We start from the raw sequence: 22629 nt of genomic DNA on the forward strand, positions 1-22629 counted from the left end.
AGTCTCCAAAATCACTATTAATGATTTCAACATGTTACAGCCTGAAAAATGCTGAAATCGGACTTTTTACGAGTTCATCTTAATTACTTTGTCGAAATTCAGCCAAAGTATTCAAAACCCTGCTGGAACCAGTCTCGTCTTTAAGCATCGAAGTGGTCGCAGCTTTCTGGATGGCGGCTACAGCGGGATGCTTGATAATCCGTTCCACAGAGATAACGTAGAATTGTTCTTTGACCTTATGGGAGCGGCCGATCACTGACAGATCGTACTGCTTCTGGATTTCTTGTTCAATGACCGATGGTGCAGCGAAAACCCCGTCTCCTGCCTGGCCAAAAATCTTGAGAAGTGCCTGATCATCGAACTCTCCGACAACCATCGGATGGATATTGAGTGAGTCAAACCAGCGATCCAGAGAGCCCCGCAGGGCTGACATGGACCCTGGAAGCAGCATGGGAATACCGTCCAGTGATTTTGGGAAATTGGCAGTCAGGTTGGTTGCCATAGAATTGACTGCAAAGAAGGTTACACCGCACTCGCCCAAGAGGTGGCTGAAAGCCTTGACACTAAGCCCTGGTTTTACCGGCGTATCGGTCAGAACCATATCTAAAGCATGAATAGAGAGTTCGGCCAGAAGATGCTCTTCTTTGCCTTCACGGCATACAAGGTGGATCTGCTCGGGAAGCGAGAAGGCAGGTTCGAGGAGCTTCCTGACAACAAGCTTAGGAAGGGCATCCACGACCCCGACGTTAAGCCTAAGAGGACCAGACACAGGTCTTCCCCTTACCGTGTCCACGAGTTCCCGGCCAAGGGAAAAAATTTCGTCTGCATACCGGAAAACCAGCCGCCCCATGTCTGTTAACTCCAGGTTACGGCCTGTTTTTCGGAAGAGCTTGCCTTCCAGCATCTCCTCAAGCTTCCCTATCTGCGCACTTATGGTTGAAGGTGCAAGCCGCAGCCGTTCACTGGCCCTGGTGATATTTTCTTCCCTTGCTGTTTCCCAGAAATAGTAAAGATGATGATAGTTAAGCCATTCCATGGCCAATCTCCTGTGAATCTTTAGTTTATTTCGAATGAAAATACTATATTTTTCTAATTGTCGCAATGGTTGTTTCAGCATATAGCAAAAACCAGGACGCATATTTTCGGCCTATCCAGAGATTAATTCAAAGCCGAAATACACACTCCTTTTTGTGACAAAAGTAACTAACGGCGAACTTGCTTGTGTGCTTTCAAACAATTATTTTCAAATGCTTCAGCAAGCGATTTCTTAATTGAATCACTTATCGGAGTAACAAAATCCTCTAATTGGGTAAAATATTCTATTAAGCGGAAAAAATTACTCAACACTTTTGCGTTCGAATCTGATTTTTGTTATCTTGAGCCTTAAACTTATATTCTCAAAATCGACATCTTATTGCTTTTTCAGAAGTTATTGCAGTTGTCTGAACCAGGATAACCAGGATGGATAGGATGCTCAGGATAGATAATCCTGCCTTATCCTGTTAATCTTGGGAATCCTGATTCAGACAGTGTTGACAAGGCTTACAAGATCATAGGTGTCGACTTTGAGTATATTCTGATGCCTTCATAATTACCTCCAAAATTTCGGCATCCTTCATTTGACCCCAAAAGTACTTTACACTTTTTGTGAGAGATTCCCGCAACTCAGAGTTTTCTATCTGGAAAGTGTAAACTGGGAAATGAAGCTTGCCAAAATTTCAGTTCATTTCAATCTTAATTTGGAGCTAATAATCATTTATTTCAAAATATTAAGACAGGTCAACACGTTTAGACCTATCCGAAAGGATGTGAGCTTTTCATGTACGAATTTGACTATTGGAAATTATTTGCAGGACTGGGAATTTTCCTTTTCGGTATGCAGATTCTGGAGCATGCCATCAAAGATCTATCCGGAAAGGCCTTTAGACGGGTGGTGAGAGATTATACTGACACAAGATTGAAAGCCATTGCCAATGGTGTGTTTGTCACTGCCATATTGCAAAGTAGCTCGGCAGTATCATTGATGGTACTTGCCTTTGTCGGTGCCGGCATCATGAACATGGAAAATGCCATCGGCGTCATTCTTGGGTCAAATATCGGCACGACACTGACTGCCTGGATTGTCGCCACACTGGGATTTAAAATCAAAATTGAGACCTTTCCACTCCCCTTTATCGGTGTTGCGGCGGCAGGGCTGGTTCTCTTTAAACCGGGGACTCGCTTTTATCATCTCAACAGATTGATCATTGGGTTCGGCTTTTTGTTCCTTGGGCTGGATTATATGAAGACCAGTGTCGAAGGATTTTCCCAGCACTTTAATCCGGAGCAATTTGCCGATCTTTCTTTGTGGATGTACCTGATTATCGGAACGGTCATGACGGCACTCATGCAAGCAAGTGCGGCAACCCTTGCAATTGCACTGACCGCATTAAACAGTCAGTTGATGTCCTTTGAAATGGCGGCGGCAATGGTGATCGGTGCCAACATCGGCACAACGGTTACCGTATTGATCGGAGCCATCGGGGGGACGCCTCCCAAAAAAATTGTTGCTGCAAGCCACATGTTGTTTAACCTTGTAACCGGAATCGTTGCGTTTTTAAGTTTGCCGGTATTGGTCACGATCGTAAAATATTTTATTGATATTTCCAAAAGCGGGCCAATGGGCCTGGCGTTGTTTCATACCATATTCAATATCACGGGAGTTTTGATTTTTATTCCCCTCGTCTCTTTGATGGCAAAAGGGTTAATCAGATTCTTTCCTGAACGTAAAACCGAATTGAGTGTCTATATTGCCAATACACCGGCAGAGGAAATTGATGCTGCAATCATGTCACTCAAAAATGAGATCATCCATCTGTTTCATGAATGTCAGCTCTATACCATGAGAATATTACAAATAGATCGAGAACTTGTATTTGATGAACCATTGCCCTTTGAAAAAAATCTAAAGAATCGAAAGAAAAGAATATCAACTCAGGATCTCTATGATGACATTAAACGCCTCCATTCATCGATTATTGCTTACTACTCCCGCATCCAATCTCAAAAACTGGATGATGCAGGCATTTATGATATTGAAAAGGCTATTTTGGCATCGAGAAATATCATTAATGTTGCTAAAAATTTCAAAGGCATTCAATCCGATTTGGATGAGTTTGAATCATCGGACTCGGCATTTCTCAACCAGCAGTATAATCGGTTCAAAAAACGGTTAGTTTCACTATACCATGAGATGAACTCCGTGTTGACCTTAACGGATATGGATGCGCAGTATGATGCCATCATAAGAATTTTTCGTAAGGTAGAACAGCTGGACGAGGACTTTATCAAAAACACGGTTCAAACCTCCTGTATTGACGCACAGATGGAGCGGGATTTGTCTACACTTTTTCTTGTGAACAGACTGTTCACCCAGGCATGCCGAATGATGATATTCAGTGTGAAAGATATGTCGCTTACGAGAGAGAGAACAGATGCTTTTGATAAAGAGATAGAAAGATAGAAGAGAAGAGAGATAGAGAATATATAATGGAAAATTTAGACGATTATAACCACATCATAAAAAAATTCATTAGCCATGACATTGCCACAGCATCTTACATCATTGAAAGTCTGAGCGAAAAGGAAGCCTCCATGGTTCTCCAGGTGTTGCCGTCTGAACTTACCATTCAAATCATTAAAAATCTGCAAATCAGCTTTGTAGCGACGTTGTTGGAAAACTTTGATGATGCCACGCTGAATAAGATATTGCCTCGTCTTGAGCCCCAGATATTGACGACGCTTTTGATGCACGTGTCCAAAGAGTTCCGTGAGCGGATAAAACACTACATCAGCGGTACCCTCAAAGTGCAGATTCGAGAGTTGCTGGAGTATCCTGAAAGTAGTGTGGGGCGTTTCATGACAACCGATTTTCTCTCGTTTGATAGAAATCTCACTGCACGGGAGGTCATCAGTAAAATTAGGTCGCTATCAAAAAAAAGACTTCCGGCCTCATACGCATATGTCGTTGATGCTGAAAAGCATCTCATAGGTGTGATCAACATGCGTGATCTCATGATTGCACTGCCCAACCAAACCCTGGAATCGGTCATGCTGAAAAATGTCTTCTCACTTGATTCTTTCCTCGATGTCCAGGATGCGGCAAAAGAGTTGTCAAAAAGGAAATACTTTGCCGCACCGGTTGTTGATTCCGAGAATCGAATCATGGGGATCATCAAAGCGGAAAGACTCATCAAGGGAGTACAAGAAGATTCGATCCAGGATATTCAGCGGATGTTTGGTGTGGGGAGGGATGAAAAACCATTCTCAAGTATTTTTTCCTCAATGAAACATTGAGTATTCTTGTCATACAGGTTGTCATGACCTATGCCGGAGGAGTGATTTTGAGGACCCATGGACTTTTGTTCAACGAGTGGCTTCTGATACTGTCTCTGGCATTTTTGATTATTCCTCTGAATCTTTTGAGAAAAGTCATACGTCGCTCTCTTGTTGATAAACGTTAAAGAGGAAAGAACCAAAAAATAAAGAGGGCCTTCTTTAATGTGCAGACAGCATGTTTTTGACATTCTCAATCATGTGGATTAATATAGCTATAGTAGTCCACATTTAATACTGGGAGGATCAAATGAGAACAATACAAATGACACTGGATGATGACCTTGTTGATACTGTAGATTCTATCGTAAAATCCCTTAAGACAAGTCGTTCAGCATTTACCAGAGAGGCGCTTCGTGATGCTATAGAAAAGTATGATGTCAATCGTATGGAGGAAAAACATCGGAAAGGCTATCAACGTTTTCCTGTGGGTGTAGATGAATTTTCAGGCTGGGAAGATGAACAGGTTTGGGGTGATGCATGAAACGTGGAGAGATCAGATGGTACAAATTCACAAAGCCGGATAAGAAAAGACCAGTTTTAATTTTAACACGAAATTCAATTATCGAGTATCTTGGAGAAGTAACAGTAGCACCAATTACAAGCACGATACGTGATATTCCATCTGAAGTATTTCTTTCTACCGATGATGGTATGCTGAATGACTGTGCAGTGAATTGTGATCATATACAGACCGTTTCTAAGGGAAAAATAGATGGTTTGATTACGACTCTACCAACAAAAAAAATGACCCAGGTGGGAAACGCTATCAAATTTGCTTTGCATATTTGATGAACGGGCCAAAGTTGATAGTGCTTTGTCAAAGCTAAACATTGATACCCCTGTAAAAAATCGAAATCAGCAAATTCGCTATTAATAAACTCAGTATGTTATAGCTGAAAAAATGCTGAAACCGGACTTTTTACGAGCCCATCAACATTAGGCTGCGGCTACTTTTAGAGACAAGGCATGCCTTGTCTCTACGTCATGTTTTCTGCTCATGGTGTTCTCTGGCAACCCTAAAATTAAGTGCTGACAATGCACTATAGTAGAATGGAATATCCCGATATGACGATTCTATTGGTTGATGAGAATACAACCTTTCAAAATAAACTGACTGAGTTTCTTCAAGGAAAAGGATACTCTATTGTTCACGCTTCCAGTGGTTTTGAGGCTCTTGAACGTCTTCAGCAGTATCCCATAGGTATAATCATTGCAACCTGGGAGATGTCAGACATGGATGGAATAGAGCTGTGTCGCACCATCCGAGGTTTGCCAAAGGACTCATATATCTATTTGATAATGTTGGCAAAAAAGTTGCCAAAAGAGAAAAAACTGGAAGGTTTCAGGGAGGGAATTGACTCATATCTGACCGAGCCCATTGATTTTGACGAACTGGAAGCACTGGTTCAAGTGGGAAAACGGATTGGAGGATTTAATACCCTGAAGGCGGAAGGGACTGGCCTTGATGCACTCCCTGGGCAACCTGAATCTCCAGGAGATATCTGGAAAAGGAGTGAAAAAGAGAGTAAAAAAGAGGCACAAGGGGAGAGTAAAAAGGGAACAGATAACGATTTTTCGCAAAAACATATTGCATCAGAAGATAAAAAGAAAGTCGTATGATAACAGAGAATATCAACGAGTATGATATTCTTCTTGCCAGAATTGCCCTGGGGCAGAACCTTGTGACAAAGAAACTGTTAGCAAGGGCATTTTCATTCCAACAAAGAGAAGCCACGGCAGGAAAGAAGATTCCCCTTGGGGAAATATTCCTGGAAAAAGGGGTGATCTCTCCCGAGAAACTGGACGATCTTCATAGCGCCTTAACCCAGCGTCTCACCAAAAAGTCCGGTTTTTCAGACCAACAACTCCACTCAGGTAAATTAGACTATGCCAGTGATACAGAGCACCAAAGGAGCCCAACCGAAGCCCCCTTTCATCTGATGGTCACTCCGGACAAACTGGAAGCCCGCATCCAGCTCAAAAAGGGTTTTTCCGAAAAAATAACCCCGGATGATATCATTGATTTTCTACACCACAACGGCATAACATATGGTATTGCAGACATTGAAGAGATATCGCAATATTTAGAAACATTAAATAAAACCCGTTTGATTACGATTGCAAGAGGAAAATCACCATTACCGGGATGTGATGCATCCATGGTTTATCATTTTGATGTTGACCACTTAAAAGCTGGAACCGTCAGTGAAAATGGAGCAATTGATTACAGAGAACGGGGAAGCGCTCCACGGGTACAAACCGGAGATCTTCTGGCAACCAAACTTCCCATGCAAAATAGCGAGCCCGGAATTGATGTCTATGGCAAATCAATCCCTGCTCCTGAGGTAACGGATATCCCTTTCAAGTGCGGGGAAGGCACCCGTTTGTCAGAAGATGGTTTGATGCTTTATGCAACCCTTGATGGTCAGCCCAATCTTGCTGTTGGAGGGATGATTTCCGTCTATGCTGAACTTGTCATTAACGGGGATGTGAATTTCAATACCGGGAATATAAAGTTTGATGGCAATGTGATTGTAAATGGCTCCATTATGAATGGATTTGCCGTAACGTGCGGGAATCTGACCGCAAAAGAGATCATGGGAGGCAAAATCGTTGCATTGGGGGATGTGACTATTCCAGGTGGCATCATCAGTGCGGATGTCAAATCGGAAGGAAATATAACTGCAAAATTTATCACAGGATCAAATATAAAGTCCTTTGGCAACGTGATTGTGGAGAAAGAGGTGATCAATTCCAAAATACGTTCCAGCGGAATATTCAAAACAGATCGGGGCAAGATCATATCCTCTTTTATTTCAGCCAAAATGGGCTTTGAATCAAAGGAAGTGGGGACAGATGTTTCCCCACCCTGCAGAATACATGTTGGCATGGATGAAAATGTCAAAAAGCGGATTCAGGCCTTTAATTATGCCATTGATGACAAGAAAAAAGTGCTGGAAAAGACCCAGAAACGATATGAAAAGCAGGCCGCAGCCCAGGTGGCCATTCACCAGAAAATATCTGAATTGGCCCAGCGCCAGGATCGGATGATGTCGGAAAGACGATCTTTGGAACAGAAACTTGCCGAGTTAAAAAGAGACGGTGTGATGGATGGGAGAGGCAGAATTGGGGTAAAACTTCTGGAGCTTAAAACCAGAAACGAGACGACTGAACAAGAAAAGAACAACTGTTTTAAAAATCAAGAGCTGTTGGATGAAAAGATTGCCCAGGATCTAATAACTATCGAAACATTAGTAAAAGAGATAGAAAAAATCAGTGAAGAAAAAGATGCCATCATTAAATGGTCAATTGAGGAAAAAGGAGTCCCTGTCATTAAAGTAAAATGCCCAATTTGGCAAGGGACAAATCTGTTTGGGATTCATTCATCTCTGATGCTTACAGAAACGGTTCGTAATGTGACGATAAAGGAAGTTAAATCAAATGATGCTGAATTGTGGAGATTGACAATTTTGGAATCAAAATAGGGCTTTTTCCCAGGAACGACCCCATCTTTTTTTATATGAAAGTCTCAGTAAGTGCCTGTTTTTAAAACAACTTTCATTTTTTCGATTGTGGCGTGAATCCGCCATGTACGTTATATGAGAGTCTCCGTAACAGCCTGTTTTAAAAACGACTTTCATCCCTTAGATTGTGGCGGTAATCCGCCATATACGTTATTGCATTTGCAATCCGCAACTTTCAACACACATTTCACATATGTCAAACTAACAAAGACCCATCATGAATAAATAGTCAAAAGACGTTTTTCCGCATCGCTGGTTCCGATGAGGACCATTTCATCCCCATTCTCAAGCAGAATAGAAGGCTCAGGGTTGATTTTTAACTTGTTTTTCCGGCGTATGGCGATAACGCTGCAGCCTGTCTCTTTCCGGATTTGGCTGTCGGCAAGGGATTGACCCTCCAGAGCCTGTACCACAGGCATCCTGAAAATATTCAACCCTTCTGCAACCATCAGAATTTTATTGGGTTTTAGCAGATTTATGATCGTATTGGCACCCATAGATGCATGGGACATGACGAGGTCGGCTCCCGCATTGTGCAGCTTGGATATATTACTGTCCATATTGGCCCGGCTGACGATCTGGATGTCGGCTCGAAGCTTGCGGCAATAGATCGCCAAGTAAACATTCATGGAATCATCATGGGTGGTAATAATCACGGATGATGCCTGTTGTATCCCTGCCAAATTCAATGTTTCAAGATCTGCGGCATTTCCATGTATATACTTGCTATTTTGAATCAACTTTCTATTTTTTTCAACAACAGTATAAGAAATGTGCCTTTCTTCCAGGGCTTTTGCCGCAGCCTGCCCTACCCGCCCACCGCCCAGGATCAAAACCGGGGTGCCTTTGGTGTGATATTCGCGGTATGTGGAAAAAATCTCATCATATTTTTTTAGCTGTGCGGCCGACCCAGCCAATAACAGCACAGTTGTGGCATTGATGCGTGTCTGTGGCCGAGGATTTTCAAATAATCCCCGTTCCCAGAGTCCGACAACGGTTATTCCGGTTTTTTCCCGTAAATTGCTTTGAAGAAGTGTTTTTCCCTCAAGCAGTGTCCGCATGGCAGGTGCTTCAGCAATGAGAAGTTGATCAAATGTTCCGATAACATTCGTCCCCATACTCATCCCCAATGTTCTTCGGGCCAGGGATTCTCCGAGCATCTTCATGAACTGAAATACATAGGTACTGCCGGCAAGCTGCATAATATCAATGGAATGGTCGGCATCGGCATTGGTTACAATGGGTGTTTTTTCAGATATTTCTCTGGCCGTAAATGAGATATCTGTGTTGGTCATATCGTCATTGTTGGCGATGAGCATAGCGGCATTTGCGAAACGGAGCAGCTTATAGGTTTCTGGATCACCCAGATCCCCCCGGACGACCTTAAAATTTAAATCATATAATTCCAGGGCATGCTGCATGTCAGGAGCAAGGATCACATACGGGTATTTATACTTCTCCAGTTTTCCGATCAGATTGATTGTCAACGGATCAAAGTTAGTCAATATCACGTGCCCATGCGTATTCTCAGGTAATTCCCGTGGTGTTTTTGCCCGGGACTGGGCTTCAAGCCACGGGCCGTAAAAAAACTGGATAAAAGTAAAGGGAAGCATGACAAGAAGAAACAAAATACCAGATATTAGGACGAGCATGGTGAATGCCTTGCCCAAGTCACTGGCAAAGGTTATATCCCCGAAACCAAGCGTTGACATGACCGTCAGTGTCCAGTAAAAACCGGTCATCCAGCTAAACTCTTTGTTTTCAAACAGCATAATAAAATGGAACAGGACACTGTATATAACCACCAGCATGGTCAACACTAAAAGAAAGCGGAACAACAACCTGAAGTTCCGTTTAGTGGTTCTGCTTCGAGTAAAGTATAAAATCTGAGAAGAAATGAATTTCATGGTGACAAACCTTTTTTTGCAGTTTTTATCCAACCCCAATTATGATGTCAGCATCTGATCCGGGCTGATTATACAAGACAATCAAACGCAGGCTGATTTATATGAAAATATCGGTAACAGCCTGTTTTTAAATCGACTTTCATCTCTTCGATTGTGGCGGTCATCAGCCATGTACGTTATATAGAATTTGAACCAAATGATGTAAATTTACCAGAGGAAATGTTTTGATCTATAGGTTTTTTCAAACAAAGTTTTCTGCCAAAACCTGCGGGTCAGGATAATCTGAGGGTTTGAACGGAGAAAGTCGGGCAAAATGTGATACCACCGGTAGCCCATTTGTTCATAATGGCTGGATAGTTCCCGGAGCAACCCAAGGTCATTTGCTGCAATTTTGATGGCGTCCCTCTGGCAGCGGGAGGCGGCATACAGGTTAGCGATCCGGGGCCTAAATCCGTTCTCATGAAATAGATCCTTGGCTTTTTTGTAATTCTGGTAGCGGCTGAAAATATCCAGTTGTGAAAAAACGGGCAAAACGGCACCATAGATTGCAAGAAGTCCATGCCCCAAAAAATTGAGCCATTGATGCTGTTGAAATGCTGCCAGGGCAGTATAGCTGAATTCTACAAACAAAAACAAGCTCAACAAAGTTGTCATATGAAGCAACAAACCTATTTTTATGAACCTGACCAGCCGCTTAAAATAAACGATAAATAGATGAATATCTTTTGATACAGGGATTTTAAACGCTTTTTTTTCCATGATAATGCTATTAAGTGCCCTCATGTGCAGAGCTCTGACTATAGTTCTCACCTGATGGCCGTCCAACCTATTGAAAATCCACACCTATAACCTCTTGCCTTGTCTTTTGAGACTCTATAAAGCATGCCGCTGTTTCCCAGTATAGTAAACGGGCATGATTGATTACGTATCAATCACCCCCAAATATAAAAATGATAGTCATTTTCACGGTAAAATAGTAAAGATGATTACATAGTATTCCAGATAATTAAAATGACAATGAAAAAGTCTAACTATCTGTTATCTTAACATTTTTTTAATAAAAAAAATAAAATTCTTCTCTGGAAAGCTATAGTTAAGCCATTCCATGGCCAATCTCCTGTAAATCTTTAGTTTATTTCGAATGATAATACTATATTTTTCTAATTGTCGCAATGGTTGTTTAAGCTTATAGTAAACTGATAGAGATGGACAGAAAAATTCATCACACAGCAGAGCAACTGTTCGGGGTTTCTCTGAACCTTGGGCACATACTGGAGAACGCTAAAAGAAAGGATGTTTCATGAGCAGCTCACACCTTCTCGGTATAACTACATTTGCCTATCTACTGGCATCAATTCTCTATATCGGAATGTTCATATTCAGGGCAAAACGGATCGGCTTTGCCGCTACTGCTGCAACAGTCATTGCTGTTGCTGCCAATACAGCCGGCATAGGACTTCGATGGGCTGAGTCTCACTGGATGGGGTTCGGCTATGCCCCTCTGTCGAATATGTACGAATCCCTGGTCTTTTTTGCCTTGTCCATCAGCAGTGTTTTCCTGTGGTTTGAATACAGGTATGGGAATCGATTTCTCGGAGCTTTTGTTGTACCATTTTCAGCCGTTGCCATGGGCCTTGCCGGACTCAAGAATCCAGCGATAACCCCTCTGATTCCGGCTTTGAAAAGCAACTGGTTGATAGCCCATGTGGTTACTTGTTTCATTGGTTATGCCGCATTTGCGATCTCCTGCGGCTTAGGCTCTGTCTATCTGCTAATGCTGAAATCAAATAGCTCGTCAGCAGGCAGGTTGAGCAGGCTTATGTCACAACTACCAAGCTTAGATACCATTGATGACATTATCCAGAAAACCCTTGTATTCGGCTTTTTTTGGTTCACTGCCGGCATCATCACAGGAGCTGTCTGGGCGAATTCAGCTTGGGGAACTTACTGGAGCTGGGACCCCAAAGAAACCTGGTCTCTGATTACATGGTTCCTTTATGCCGCAGCTTTGCATTTCCGATATATTATGGGATGGGGCGGTAAAAGGATAGCCTGGTTCTCGATCATCGGATTTGCTTCGGTGATGTTCACTTACTACGGGGTTAACTATCTTCTGTCAGGGCTTCATAGCTATGGGTAAATTTTTCCGCAACCTGAAACAATATGTTGAATGAAGGAGTTATGGTGTTATGAATAATGAACTTGAAAAACTATACACTCGCATTATCCAGCGAACCACAATTAACTTGAGAGAGTTAGAATTTGACGTAAAGCCATATGTATGGGACCTGATTCCACCGGGTCAGATGGAAAAATTCTATGCGTTTTATGGCATAACCGACAATCATCCAATAAGTTTTTATTTCAAACATTCCGGGCTTGCCGGGAGTTATTTTCTGGGAAAAAGCCAGGTGATCAACTCCTTACTTTATAAGTCCGATATCCGAGGCGATGAACTGAAAAAAAAGGGAGATGTGCTACAGTTTAAGAACTTTGAAATTGAGCTGTCCAAAGATGAAGAAATATACATCGAGGATAGTGCATTGATCAAAACAATGGTTCATAACTATTCCCATGACCCTGAATCATTGGAACAATTCTTCATCAAAAACACCGTAGCCACACATTATTCCAATATCCATGGCGCTCCGTGTGATGGTTGTTTTATAGAACCTTTTGCAACTGTTGACCTAACAACGGTTCACGACTGTGTAATTGGAGCATTTTCATATATTCAGGCCGGAGAAATCAACCACCTGAAGATTATGCCGGGAACTATTTGGGTCCGGAGTCCCGATAACTTTGATTTTGCATATCGACATCCCCGGAATCGGCTGAAAAAGTACATTGACTTCACAGCAGAGAGCCAGCCCCAGGGGATTTTTATCAATTTTATGGAAGAACGGAAAGAAGCTTTTGAAAGAATATTCAATGCTATGAACCTTGAATCTCCAGAACCTCTTCCGGATACTTCTTCACTGGATAGATATGCTGTTGTAGATCTTCAGACCCAAATCGGTGAGAATGTGCTTGTGGCTCAAAGGGCTTTTCTAAAAAATGCCTGGTTAGGTAAGGGTGCAAATGTACAAGAAAACTGTTTTGTTATAAATTCGCGTTTAGAAGGGTTAAATATTACAGCTCATGGTGCAAAAATCATAGAAGCTGATTTGGGTCGGAATGTTTTTGTCGGGTTTAACAGTTTTCTGCAAGGCAAAGCCAATAGCAGGCTTACTGTGGGCAAAGAGTGTGTCATTATGCCCCATACGATAATCGATATTAATGAGCCGCTCGTAATACCGGAACGTTATGTGGTGTGGGGGTTGATAAACGATGAAAAGGATCTTGCAAACAATAGTTTGCCCATCGACGATTTTTTGGCCATTGAGAACAAACTTGAAAAGGGGCCTATGACTTTCGAGGGCAGTGGCAAGAGTTTTATTACAGCCTTTCAAAAGAGAATTCATCATATACTGGAAGTAAACGGTGCATTTTTTGATGGTAAGGATAACAGAGGTCATGCCCAAAAGAATCAGGATATTTCATTTAATACAATTCAGCCTTATCCAAAGGGCACTTTAAAAGGCTTGTATCCGACTATCTCGATTCAACCTTAATAACAGCCATGCCAGGCCATCACCCACAACAAAGCATGAAAGCCCCGCGCAACCAAAAACGGCGGGAACTTTCATATAACTTACATGGCTGATGACCGCCACAATCGAAAAGATGAAAGTCGTTTTAAAAACAGGATGTTACAGAAAATTTCATATAAACTCAAAATCGACATCTTGTTGGCTTTTTTGGCATTTATTGCATTTGTCTGAATCAGGATAACCAGGATTTACAGGATGCTCAAGATTTTTATCCTGTAAATCCTGATTATCCTGGGCATCCTGATTCAGAGAGTATTAACAAGGCTCATAAGGTCATAGGTGTCGTTTTTGAGTATAAAAGGAGTTCCCATGATATTCTTGAAACCGTGTATCAAAGTGACTTAGTAAAACCTATGTTGCTCAACATCCACATCTTATTACTTTTTCAGATTTTATTGCAGTTGTCTGAACCAGGATAAACAGGATGGATATAGACTTCCAGAAAAATATTTTTCCATCTCAACTTTGAAGGGCAACCACATAAGGTTGCCCCTAAGTTGTGCTTGCAAATTTAATTATCTGGAAAACTATAGGATGCTCAGGATAGATAGTCATGCCTTATCCTGTTAATTTTGGGAATCCTGACTCAGACACTATTAACAAGGCTCACAAGATCATAGGTGTCAACTTTGAGTTTATTTCTTGTACTGCCTTTCATGCCATATCATAAATCCTTTAATCTGGGGTGTCTAAATCTGCCATTTTCGGTTGATCATCCAATGGCGAAAATAACCGAACGGTAGAGACGCAATGCATTGCGTCTCTACATAATCACGTTTTGTGCATCAAATTAATTGGTTTTTGGACACCCCACCTTTAATCCAGTTTCGGCATTTATATTTAATAATTCTATATCTTTTGACATCATTTATAACATGGTCTATTCTTATTTTTGAAATACTGCGATTTATAAATTATAGAAATTTTTCAATAAAAAAGGAACATAATGTACCATAGGAATCCGGATAAATTTTCACTGCTTTTTGTTGATGATCAAAAACAGATTCTCTCTTCAATGAAAAGGATATTTTTTGATGAGGATTACAGTCTATATACTGCTTCTGATGCTGAAAATGCCCTTGATCTGCTTGAAAAAAATGAAATACATGCTGCATTAATTGATCTTAAAATGCCAGGAATGGATGGACAGGAACTTTTGAAAAGGATGATGTCAGATTATCCTCAAATAATGGTTGTTATGGTCACAGGGCATGGTAACATAAGGGATGCTGTTGAAGCCATTAAAAATGGCGCAGTTGATTTTATTGAAAAACCCTTTATGCCGGAGAACCTTATTGCAAGGGTTAATCAATTGTATAGACTTTGGAAATTAGATCGGGAAAACAATCTTCTTAAAAGCGAAATTGCATGCCATTTCAACTATGAAAAATTCATAGGAATATCCACTGTTGCAATGGAGCTTAAAAAGTTTATAACAAAGGTGGGCAGGTGCGATGAGACTGTATTGATTCAGGGAGAAACCGGAACGGGAAAAGAGGTTGTGGCCAAGGCAATTCATCATCACAGCGCAAGGTCAGATAATCGTTTTGCTGTTGTGGACTGTACAACCATCAATGAGAATATGCTTGAAAGCGAGCTTTTCGGACATCTTAAAGGTTCGTTTACAGGAGCATATGCTTCAAGCAGGGGGGTTGTGATGGCAGCAGACAGAGGAACTCTTTTTCTGGATGAGATCGGGGAGATGCCCATGTCAATTCAGGCCAAGATGCTTCGTTTGATTCAGGAAAAAGAGATACGCCCTGTTGGTTCAGATACTCCTTGCAAGGTTGATGTAAGAATCCTTGCGGCCACCAACAGAGACCTTGGCAAAGAGATAAAAGAGAAGCGATTTCGTGAGGATCTCTACTACAGGCTTTCTGCTGTCACCATCAATGTTCCGCCATTGAGAAAAAGAGTGGAGGATATTCATCCTCTTACTGAACATTTTATAAAAAAACATCAGACTGATTTTTCAAAACCTGACTCAATATCAAGGGAGTCTTTAAGAGTCATGGAAAAGTATCCCTGGCCCGGAAATATCAGGGAGCTTGAAAACGTGATACGAAGAATCATGGCATTAAGTTCGGGCAAGGTTATAGAACCATATGATTTTCCGGAACCAATCTATCAACCTGCCTCTTCTGCAAATATGGCTCCCCTTGAGGATTCACTGGAGGCATATGAAAAAGCAGCGATTGTCAATGCCCTTGCAAAAACGAATAACAACCGCAAAGAGGCATCCAAAATACTCAATATAGGAGAAGCTACTCTTTACAGGAAATTGAAAAAATACTTGCTAACCTGAATTTCTCAAATTTGATATCTCATTCATTAACATCTCCCTGCATTTATCGCACATTCCATGAGTAAGAGCAGGAAGGCAAATACTCCCAAATAAATCTAATTCTCGTATGGCATTTTCAACTTCTAACCAGGAATCATTAACATAAACCTTTTTACACCAGCTACACATCCGCAATAAAGTATCATTTCTTGGAATAGTAATGTCAAGAAGGTCAATTTTTGTGCGTTTTTCTTCCTTAATCAGACAGCCTTGAAAACGCACCATGGTCTCATTTAATCTTTTTATATGCAGTTTCATAAACCTTCGAATAGTGGGACTGTCACATCTGAAAGGGATAGAGATTTCTCTTTTTTCACTTCTGACACGTTCAATTAAAAGACGATAAAGCTCTTTAGTCTCTTTGCCGCCTATAAAGCTGCATAGTGATTGTCCAATAATGGAATTTTCGACTAACTCTTGAGCCTCATTATTATGTGCGAAAAAATAAAAATTTTGGGAAGTGGTGATAATGATATTTTCCTGGTTGATTATATATTCATAGATATATTTCAAATGATCGACTCCCGGTGCATCTCGCGTTTTGGCATTTTTTAGAATTTTCCCATAACATGCTGATATACAACGACTTTCATGTTTAGTTGTGATGCGTCAGCAAACATGAGGGTTTTATATGAAAGTCCCCGCCGTTTTTGGTTGCGCGGGGCTTTCATGCTTCGTTGAGGCAGAAGGTTCTGCCATGGCCGTTATTAGAAAGTTTCCGTAATACACTGATATACAAAAATTTTCATGTTTCGTTGTAATGCGTCAGCAAACATGGAGGTTTATTATAGTTGTCCAGATAATTAAATTTGCAAGCACAACGTAGGGGCAACCCTATGTGGTTGCCCTTCAAAGTTGAGATGGAAAAATATTTTTCTGGAAGTCTATAGAAAAAATCGCGACTTTGGTGGGAATCAGATACCTTTGATCTCCATTTCAAAAAAATGCGGGTTATCCTCATCCTTTGCCATCTCTCTTATAATACACCTTGAGTAATCCTTTTCAAGAACAATCGAGCTTCCAGGGCCTATAATTTTGGAGCCTTGAAGAATGGTTCCGTTAACCTTTACAGTTGGGTTGGGTTCCATCATTCTTATTGACTGGCCTATTATCCTTTTCTCCTTTAACAGCACCATGTTTTTTTTCTCCTGCTGTTCAATTCCAAGTGATAGTTTATCCCTTTTGGCTGTAAGAACACCCTGTTTTTCAAAAAGTGAATTTATGAGATCTTCTGCACTGTGTGCTCTTTCTTTCAGGGTTTTTATTTTTTCCGCAACTTTTTTAAGCTCATTGTTATCGTTTGACTCTCTGTGGCGTACAAGCTGTTTTTTTAGCTCCTCTATTTCAAAAAGTGCCCTGTCCTGAATATGAGCAGATTCTGTAATTTGTGTAAACAGTGCTTCATCTTCTCCATTAAGAAGATTCATGGCTTTTCTGATTTTATCTATGGTAATTCGCCCCTCTTCCAGAAGTTCGTCAATTTTTTTCTCCATCAGATCAGCAATGTCATCTGTTCCAACAACAAGATTCGAAGGTTTTGAGGCGATTGTTCCCACCTGTTTTGTCTCAATTCCTTTTCTGGCATTTAGGGTGGATGCCATAACCGTCCCCCTGAGAACATTGCAGGAGCCACTTAAAATAAGATTTGAATCAACAATCTCCTTTTCAACAGTGAAATCTCCAAAACCGGTTATTTGGGAAGAATTTACAAATTTTGTATGAATATTGCCGACAGCTTTAACAGTTGTATGTGATATTCCGTTTGCAACATTTAAATCGCCTTTTAGGTCAATGGTTGCACCTTCAATCTCCTTTGCTGTTAGGTTAATTCCTTTAACGGTCATTCCCTCTTTAATAATGCCATTTACCACAATATTTCCCTTGAAAATGACATTGCCAGTTTTAAGATCCACATCTCCTTTTATGACAAGTTCATCATTTACAGTTATGTTTCCCATGATATCCACATGGGGCTGTCCATTGGCAGCAGATGTTATTTGTAGTTTATCCTCTGAAATTATGGTACCGTTCCCTGAAGTAAATGGGGGATCAAAAGGCTCTTGTGGCATTATTTTTATGCCAAAAACATCAACTCCTGAAATTCCTTCCTTAAATGGCGTTTTGATTGCCAGTAAAGTATCTTTGTTGACATATGGCATATCTCCTTTGTCACGAAAATCTATGGAACCATCTTTCATGATTTTTCCAGGATTTGTATAGTCTGTCCTGAAAAGATAGTTGACAGAACCATCCTGACCGGCAATCGGCTTTACGCCTCTGGCTATTACAAATGGTTTTTCATCAGCTTCAGGTGTACTCTCCATAAGCCATTTTTCGATCTCCTCATCTGATATAATGCCATATGTTATTCTCTTTTTTTTCAAAAAATAGAGAAGTGACGATAGATTTACAATCTCAGATTTCAGCTCCTTTTTTTTGCGAATAAATGCCTCAATTTTATCATTAGAAACAGTCAGTTCAAGGTATTGATCAAGCAGTTTTTCTTCTCCTTCATACCGAACAATTCCTCCTTTACGCTCTATTATTGTGACATCTGTACTGAGAGTTGAAATATAAAGGCATCTTTTTACCTTTTCAATAAGGGGGGCATTTCCAGATTTTTTTTGCTCTTCTGCAGCAAATTCATTTTCTTCTGTATCGCTGGATTCTGCTTCATTGCGGGTTTCTGTTTCATCATCAATTTCTGACTGTATATTCAGATCATAATTTCTGGTTTCTCCATTTATAATTGTATAAACCTCCGCGGGTCTCCATTCAAGTACATGGTTTGAGGCAACCTTGCCAAGCATATTTTTTAATGATTCATCAATGAGCAGAAACTCCCTGAAAAGATTCACAGGCTGGATCTCCACTTTTTTATGATCAAGAACGCCGGCAAGGGATATGCGTGTGGATAGAGCATCTTCCTTGTTTTTATTCAAAAGCCTCAATTTCAGCTTGACTACTTTTTTTTCCTTGTTTTCAACTGCTCTGCAAGTTTTTCTTCCTTGTGTTTAAGGCTTTTGGATTTAAGAAAGAGTTCCTGATTCTGGCGTTTTACAAGGCGTTTGTATATCTCTTTCTTTTTGATGCTCGTGAATTCATAAAGAGCATTTTCAGCCTTGCTGACAAGATCACTTTTATCAAAAGGAGTGGTCATGCATGCATGTATGTCTGTTGAGTTGATGGCCTCTATAAGTGCCTTGTTTTCACTGCGGGGCAGAACAAGCATTCTGCGGGTCAGAGGGGATATAGCTTCTGCCTTTGCAAGAAAATCGCTCCCATTTATTCCATTAAGGTTCACACCGCACACAATAAGGACAAAAGGGGACGATCTCCTTTTGTCAAGGAGTTCAAGTGCATCTGAAGGTGAGTCATGCGAGACTGCCTCCCAATCAATGGAGACAAATATCTGTTTCATCATCTCTCTTTGTGACGGATCAGAATCAACAATCATGACTGTCGGTTTTTTTGTCTCATTCAGCATTTTTATAATCTCTCCTGTGAAAGCAGATTTTATAACTTCTCCTGTAAAAGGAATTTTTATAACTTCTTCTGTGAAGGCGGGTATTACAATTTCTCCTGTGAAGGCAGAGGCATTTCAATGCCGTTACGCTGTGCAATTTCATCAAATTCATCAAAAACAATCTCAATGCAACAGGAATAAAAATCATCAAGTAGTTCAGTTTTTTATTTTGCATCTCTATAGAATTCGTTGACTTCGCCTCCATTTTGTTCTCTTCTGCTTTCTTTACTTCTTCTTTTTTTCATCTTCTGTCTTTTTCTCTTTAACAACCTTTTCTTTGTTGACCATCTCTTTATTTATGGAATTATCAATAAAGCTGTTCAACTCATCAATAAGCTGATCAGGGTGGCAGGATGCATTTGAAAGGTCATCTTTAAGCTGTGCCTGGATATGCTCTATCTCCCTGTCCCGTTTTCTGATTTCTCTGTACTGCCTGCTTGTTATCTCCATCAATGCCTGTTCCATCTGTAATAATTTTTTATGCTGTGTTTTTGCAGTTACAAGAAGTCTTTCGTTTTCAATAATTTTTTCATACTGCAAAAAAGCAGAGTTCAGGGTTTCCATCAATATATCGTCATCCCATGGCTTCAAAAGGTATCTGTGAACAGAACCTTTGTTTATGGAGGCTGTAACAGTGTCAATATCCGAGTACGCAGTTAAAAGAAAACGAATGGTATCAGGATGTATCTTTTTAGCCTGCTCAAGAAACTCGGCTCCGCTCATTTCGGGCATTTGCTGGTCAGACAAAATAACGGAAAATGGCTTTTCAGCAGAGCGCATCTCGTCCATAGCTTTGTGGCCGCTCTCTGCATAGACAAAGGAAATATCATTTAATGTGAGAAGTCGCCCTATGGATTTTCCAATCTTCTTTTCATCATCCACAATCAGGACAGTATGTGAAAATTTTCCGGTTGTTATTTTATCCATTGTTTTCGCCTTAATACTTTTTTTACTCATGAGTCATATGTTCTCGATTTTATAACTACATATAGTGCTTCATTAAACTAAAACGGCGAATATATGGTATGCCAAAAGAGAACTTACAACTCTTGAGTTTTTTTATTGCTATTTATTATCCGAAATTGTCAAGTTCAAATTCCAGTATTACAGCAGCACCTTTCCCCTTTCCTTCACTGAAGATTTCAAGGGTTCCATTGTTGGCTTCCACAAAACTTTTACAATAATAAAGCCCAAATCCAGAGGAGCCTTTGCTGGATACGCCAAATTCAAAGATCCTTGACTGCTGATTAGTTTCAACTCCGCACCCTGTGTCTGAGATCCTTATCCCTATATGTCCTGAAGAGCAAACAATTCTCTCATTTAAAGAAGAATCATCATTTCTCACCTTGGAATGAGATGCATCATTGTTCTCCTTGAAATAAGATTGGTCATTTTCCTTTTGCAAATAAGAGTTATCCTTTCCCTCCCTGTAATAGGTGGAGACCTCAATTTTGTGTGGTGCAAAATCGGGATTTTCGTCAATGGCATCGCAACTGTTCTTGATAAAATTTACAATTACCTGCATGAACTTATTTTTTTCCATTGAAAAGAGAGGAAGTCCGGATGCAAGATTTTTTTCAAGAATTATTCCCCTTTTGGAAAGAGATGTCTCCTGAATTCTCAGAGCATCTTCCACAAGATGATTTATCCTGATATTTTCCTTCATCTCATCTGTGCCCGGCGCATATGCTCTCTGAAGGCTCAACACTTGACTTACATAATCTATTGCAGCCGATGCCTTTTCTATCAGTGAATCGTTTTTCTGGCGTTCCATTTCAATATCTTTTATAAGTTCTCCCATATATCGGGCAATCTGAGTTCCTCTGGGATCTCTGGTTACATATTCCGTCAGGGTCTCCTTGTGTTCAGCAAGCTCCTGGTAGCACTGGACAAGATACTCAATCATGGGTTTGATATTGCCCTGTTTGAGTTTTTCCATGGTAACACCCACCGGAGTTATTGCATTGCCAATGTTATGGAGTACCATTGCAGAAAGCTGTGCCCTTCCGGCCTCCACTGCCTTGTTGATAAGCTCTTTCTGGGTTTTTTCAAGTTCTCTTGTACGTTCCTTTACAAGTTGAACAAGATTTTTACGATGATTTTCAAGCTCTGCCTCAATCTTTTTGCGATGGGTTATGTCAATGTGGGTACCAAGGCACCGTACAGGTTTGCCTTTGCTGTTTCTCTCCACCACTTTGCCGGTATCCAGAATCCATTTCCAGCTATTGTCTTTGCAGAGGAGACGCTGCTCGGTTTGATAAAGATGTTTTTTCCCTGACATATGGGCTTCAAGCTCCTTCATTACACGTTCCTTATCTTCAGGATGAAGCAGTTTTTCCCAGGATGAGACATGGTGGGTTATATCATCCATCCCATATCCAAGCATTGTTGCCCATCTTTCGTTCCATATTACTTCGCCTGTCTCTACATTCCAGTCCCACAGGCCTGCTTCGCTTGCTTCAAGGGCAAGGTCAAGCCTCTCCCTGCTCCTTGCAAGCTCTTCGGTTCGGCTTGCAATCATTGTAACCATATGGTTGAAGTGGTTCATAAAAATACCCAGTTCATCCTTTCTTTTTACATTGATGCTCTGCCGGTACTCTCCTCCCATTGCAATCTTCTCCATTGTCAGGATAAGGCGGTTCAGAGGCTTCATCATTATAAAATGGATAAGCCCTATACCGAGAAGCACAATTACAGCAAAAATTATCACAATGAGAAGGATCATGGAGCCTTTGAGGCTTGAAAGAATCTGATTTTGTGTGTCTGTTTTCAGTAGAAGATAAAGAACGTGTGTAATATCACTTTCAGATCCCGGATCATATGACCTTGTCCTGACAGGATAGGCAGTGGCATAAAATTCATCTGTGCTGTCAACCATCTTTAATAGATTTTTTTCAAATATCTTTTTTACAATGGGAAGGTTCCGGTGTTCCCCAATGGTGAAAATATCGCTGGATGCCACTATATTGTCATTTCTGTCAATAAGAAAAATGGCTTTTATAAATCTATAAGCACCTGTTGTTTCAATGAGTTGCTGTATTTCAGTATAGTTCCGGCCATCAATGAGTGGAGCAAGGGCGCGTTCGGTGATATAAGCCGTAAAATCAGCATTTTCCTCAAGCTGGGCCTGGAGACGATCCCTTATCTGAAAAGATATTCCAAATCCTGAAATTGCAGCAGCACCGCCCATTATGCAAAGAAGGGCAATCCCTGCCTTTGTGTAGAGTGAATGAATAATTTTCATTTTTATACTCCTTTTCAGGTTTGTACCGGATTTTTAAAAAAGGATTTACTTAAA

General features: G+C 40.7%; 17 protein-coding genes. 9 read left to right on the forward strand and 8 right to left on the reverse strand.

Annotated features, from left to right (window positions below):
• Positions 1-79 precede the first annotated feature (79 nt).
• On the reverse strand, positions 80-1036 hold the full coding sequence (gene nhaR / locus MTBBW1_RS09165) for a transcriptional activator NhaR (protein WP_080802348.1): 957 nt from the start codon (positions 1034-1036) through the stop codon (positions 80-82).
• Between the two features lie 783 nt (positions 1037-1819).
• Here nhaR and MTBBW1_RS09170 point away from each other — a divergent pair.
• From MTBBW1_RS09170 to MTBBW1_RS09195, 6 genes are all read left to right on the forward strand, one after another.
• A complete protein-coding gene (locus MTBBW1_RS09170; protein ID WP_080802351.1) occupies positions 1820-3502 on the forward strand; it encodes a Na/Pi cotransporter family protein in 1683 nt (560 codons plus the stop codon).
• 26 nt (positions 3503-3528) lie between these two features.
• On the forward strand, positions 3529-4335 hold the full coding sequence (locus MTBBW1_RS09175; protein WP_080802353.1) for a CBS domain-containing protein: 807 nt from the start codon (positions 3529-3531) through the stop codon (positions 4333-4335).
• A 289-nt stretch (positions 4336-4624) separates the two neighbouring features.
• The gene (locus MTBBW1_RS09180) at positions 4625-4858 is read left to right on the forward strand and encodes a ribbon-helix-helix protein, CopG family (protein WP_080802355.1); all 234 of its coding nucleotides are present in this window, start codon (positions 4625-4627) and stop codon (positions 4856-4858) included.
• Entirely contained in the window at positions 4855-5166 is a 312-nt protein-coding gene (locus tag MTBBW1_RS09185; RefSeq protein ID WP_080802356.1) for a type II toxin-antitoxin system PemK/MazF family toxin, read from the forward strand. The genes MTBBW1_RS09180 and MTBBW1_RS09185 overlap by 4 nt, the downstream gene beginning before the upstream one ends.
• A 276-nt stretch (positions 5167-5442) precedes the next feature.
• Positions 5443-5997: a response regulator gene (locus tag MTBBW1_RS09190; protein WP_186441178.1), complete on the forward strand. Its 555-nt coding sequence runs from the start codon at positions 5443-5445 to the stop codon at positions 5995-5997.
• Positions 5994-7862: a flagellar assembly protein A gene (locus tag MTBBW1_RS09195; protein ID WP_080802361.1), complete on the forward strand. Its 1869-nt coding sequence runs from the start codon at positions 5994-5996 to the stop codon at positions 7860-7862. Before MTBBW1_RS09190 ends, MTBBW1_RS09195 begins: the two co-directional genes overlap by 4 nt.
• A gap of 254 nt (positions 7863-8116) precedes the next feature.
• Here the strand turns inward: MTBBW1_RS09195 and MTBBW1_RS09200 are convergent, their stop codons facing one another.
• On the reverse strand, positions 8117-9712 hold the full coding sequence (locus MTBBW1_RS09200; RefSeq protein WP_245809315.1) for a potassium channel family protein: 1596 nt from the start codon (positions 9710-9712) through the stop codon (positions 8117-8119).
• Positions 9713-10015: 303 nt separating this feature from the next.
• Entirely contained in the window at positions 10016-10567 is a 552-nt protein-coding gene (locus MTBBW1_RS09205) for a hypothetical protein (RefSeq protein ID WP_139786717.1), read from the reverse strand.
• Positions 10568-11108: 541 nt separating this feature from the next.
• Here MTBBW1_RS09205 and ccsB point away from each other — a divergent pair.
• The 3 genes from ccsB (at position 11109) to MTBBW1_RS09220 (ending at position 15766) form a co-directional block, all read left to right on the forward strand.
• A complete protein-coding gene (gene ccsB, locus MTBBW1_RS09210; RefSeq protein WP_080802366.1) occupies positions 11109-11948 on the forward strand; it encodes a c-type cytochrome biogenesis protein CcsB in 840 nt (279 codons plus the stop codon).
• 49 nt (positions 11949-11997) lie between these two features.
• Entirely contained in the window at positions 11998-13422 is a 1425-nt protein-coding gene (locus MTBBW1_RS09215; protein ID WP_080802369.1) for a transferase, read from the forward strand.
• Between the two features lie 985 nt (positions 13423-14407).
• A complete protein-coding gene (locus MTBBW1_RS09220; RefSeq protein WP_080802372.1) occupies positions 14408-15766 on the forward strand; it encodes a sigma-54-dependent transcriptional regulator in 1359 nt (452 codons plus the stop codon).
• On the opposite strand, the gene MTBBW1_RS09225 is transcribed toward MTBBW1_RS09220, so the two are convergent.
• The 5 genes from MTBBW1_RS09225 to MTBBW1_RS09250 form a co-directional block, all read right to left on the reverse strand.
• Positions 15758-16318 carry a hypothetical protein gene (locus tag MTBBW1_RS09225; protein WP_080802376.1) on the reverse strand — a complete coding sequence of 187 codons (561 nt, stop codon included), beginning with the start codon at positions 16316-16318 and terminating at the stop codon, positions 15758-15760. The two genes, MTBBW1_RS09220 and MTBBW1_RS09225, sit on opposite strands and share 9 nt — an antisense overlap.
• A 401-nt stretch (positions 16319-16719) precedes the next feature.
• Positions 16720-18747 (reverse strand): flagellar assembly protein A, encoded by a 2028-nt coding sequence (locus MTBBW1_RS09230; protein WP_139786718.1) that lies wholly within the window; start codon positions 18745-18747, stop codon positions 16720-16722.
• 20 nt (positions 18748-18767) lie between these two features.
• On the reverse strand, positions 18768-19292 hold the full coding sequence (locus tag MTBBW1_RS09235) for a response regulator (protein WP_080802379.1): 525 nt from the start codon (positions 19290-19292) through the stop codon (positions 18768-18770).
• A gap of 264 nt (positions 19293-19556) precedes the next feature.
• Positions 19557-20258 (reverse strand): response regulator, encoded by a 702-nt coding sequence (locus MTBBW1_RS09245; protein ID WP_186441179.1) that lies wholly within the window; start codon positions 20256-20258, stop codon positions 19557-19559.
• 145 nt (positions 20259-20403) lie between these two features.
• A complete protein-coding gene (locus MTBBW1_RS09250) occupies positions 20404-22575 on the reverse strand; it encodes a sensor histidine kinase (protein ID WP_080802385.1) in 2172 nt (723 codons plus the stop codon).
• Positions 22576-22629: the final 54 nt, after the last annotated feature.

It is taken from the genome of Desulfamplus magnetovallimortis, assembly GCF_900170035.1.
Lineage (GTDB): Bacteria > Desulfobacterota > Desulfobacteria > Desulfobacterales > Desulfobacteraceae > Desulfamplus > Desulfamplus magnetovallimortis.

What these genes read in the sequence shown, in the direction of transcription:
- MTBBW1_RS09200 (WP_245809315.1), bottom strand. Translation starts at nt 9,712, where the DNA reads ATGCTGGTGGTTATATACAGTGTCCTGTTCCATTTTATTATGCTGTTT.
- MTBBW1_RS09250 (WP_080802385.1), bottom strand. Translation starts at nt 22,575, where the DNA reads ATGAAAATTATTCATTCACTCTACACAAAGGCAGGGATTGCCCTTCTT.
- ccsB (WP_080802366.1), top strand. Translation starts at nt 11,109, where the DNA reads ATGAGCAGCTCACACCTTCTCGGTATAACTACATTTGCCTATCTACTG.
- MTBBW1_RS09170 (WP_080802351.1), top strand. Translation starts at nt 1,820, where the DNA reads ATGTACGAATTTGACTATTGGAAATTATTTGCAGGACTGGGAATTTTC.
- MTBBW1_RS09245 (WP_186441179.1), bottom strand. Translation starts at nt 20,258, where the DNA reads ATGGATAAAATAACAACCGGAAAATTTTCACATACTGTCCTGATTGTG.
- MTBBW1_RS09190 (WP_186441178.1), top strand. Translation starts at nt 5,443, where the DNA reads ATGACGATTCTATTGGTTGATGAGAATACAACCTTTCAAAATAAACTG.
- nhaR (WP_080802348.1), bottom strand. Translation starts at nt 1,036, where the DNA reads ATGGAATGGCTTAACTATCATCATCTTTACTATTTCTGGGAAACAGCA.
- MTBBW1_RS09235 (WP_080802379.1), bottom strand. Translation starts at nt 19,292, where the DNA reads ATGCTGAATGAGACAAAAAAACCGACAGTCATGATTGTTGATTCTGAT.
- MTBBW1_RS09195 (WP_080802361.1), top strand. Translation starts at nt 5,994, where the DNA reads ATGATAACAGAGAATATCAACGAGTATGATATTCTTCTTGCCAGAATT.
- MTBBW1_RS09180 (WP_080802355.1), top strand. Translation starts at nt 4,625, where the DNA reads ATGAGAACAATACAAATGACACTGGATGATGACCTTGTTGATACTGTA.
- MTBBW1_RS09220 (WP_080802372.1), top strand. Translation starts at nt 14,408, where the DNA reads ATGTACCATAGGAATCCGGATAAATTTTCACTGCTTTTTGTTGATGAT.
- MTBBW1_RS09175 (WP_080802353.1), top strand. Translation starts at nt 3,529, where the DNA reads ATGGAAAATTTAGACGATTATAACCACATCATAAAAAAATTCATTAGC.
- MTBBW1_RS09205 (WP_139786717.1), bottom strand. Translation starts at nt 10,567, where the DNA reads ATGGAAAAAAAAGCGTTTAAAATCCCTGTATCAAAAGATATTCATCTA.
- MTBBW1_RS09215 (WP_080802369.1), top strand. Translation starts at nt 11,998, where the DNA reads ATGAATAATGAACTTGAAAAACTATACACTCGCATTATCCAGCGAACC.
- MTBBW1_RS09185 (WP_080802356.1), top strand. Translation starts at nt 4,855, where the DNA reads ATGAAACGTGGAGAGATCAGATGGTACAAATTCACAAAGCCGGATAAG.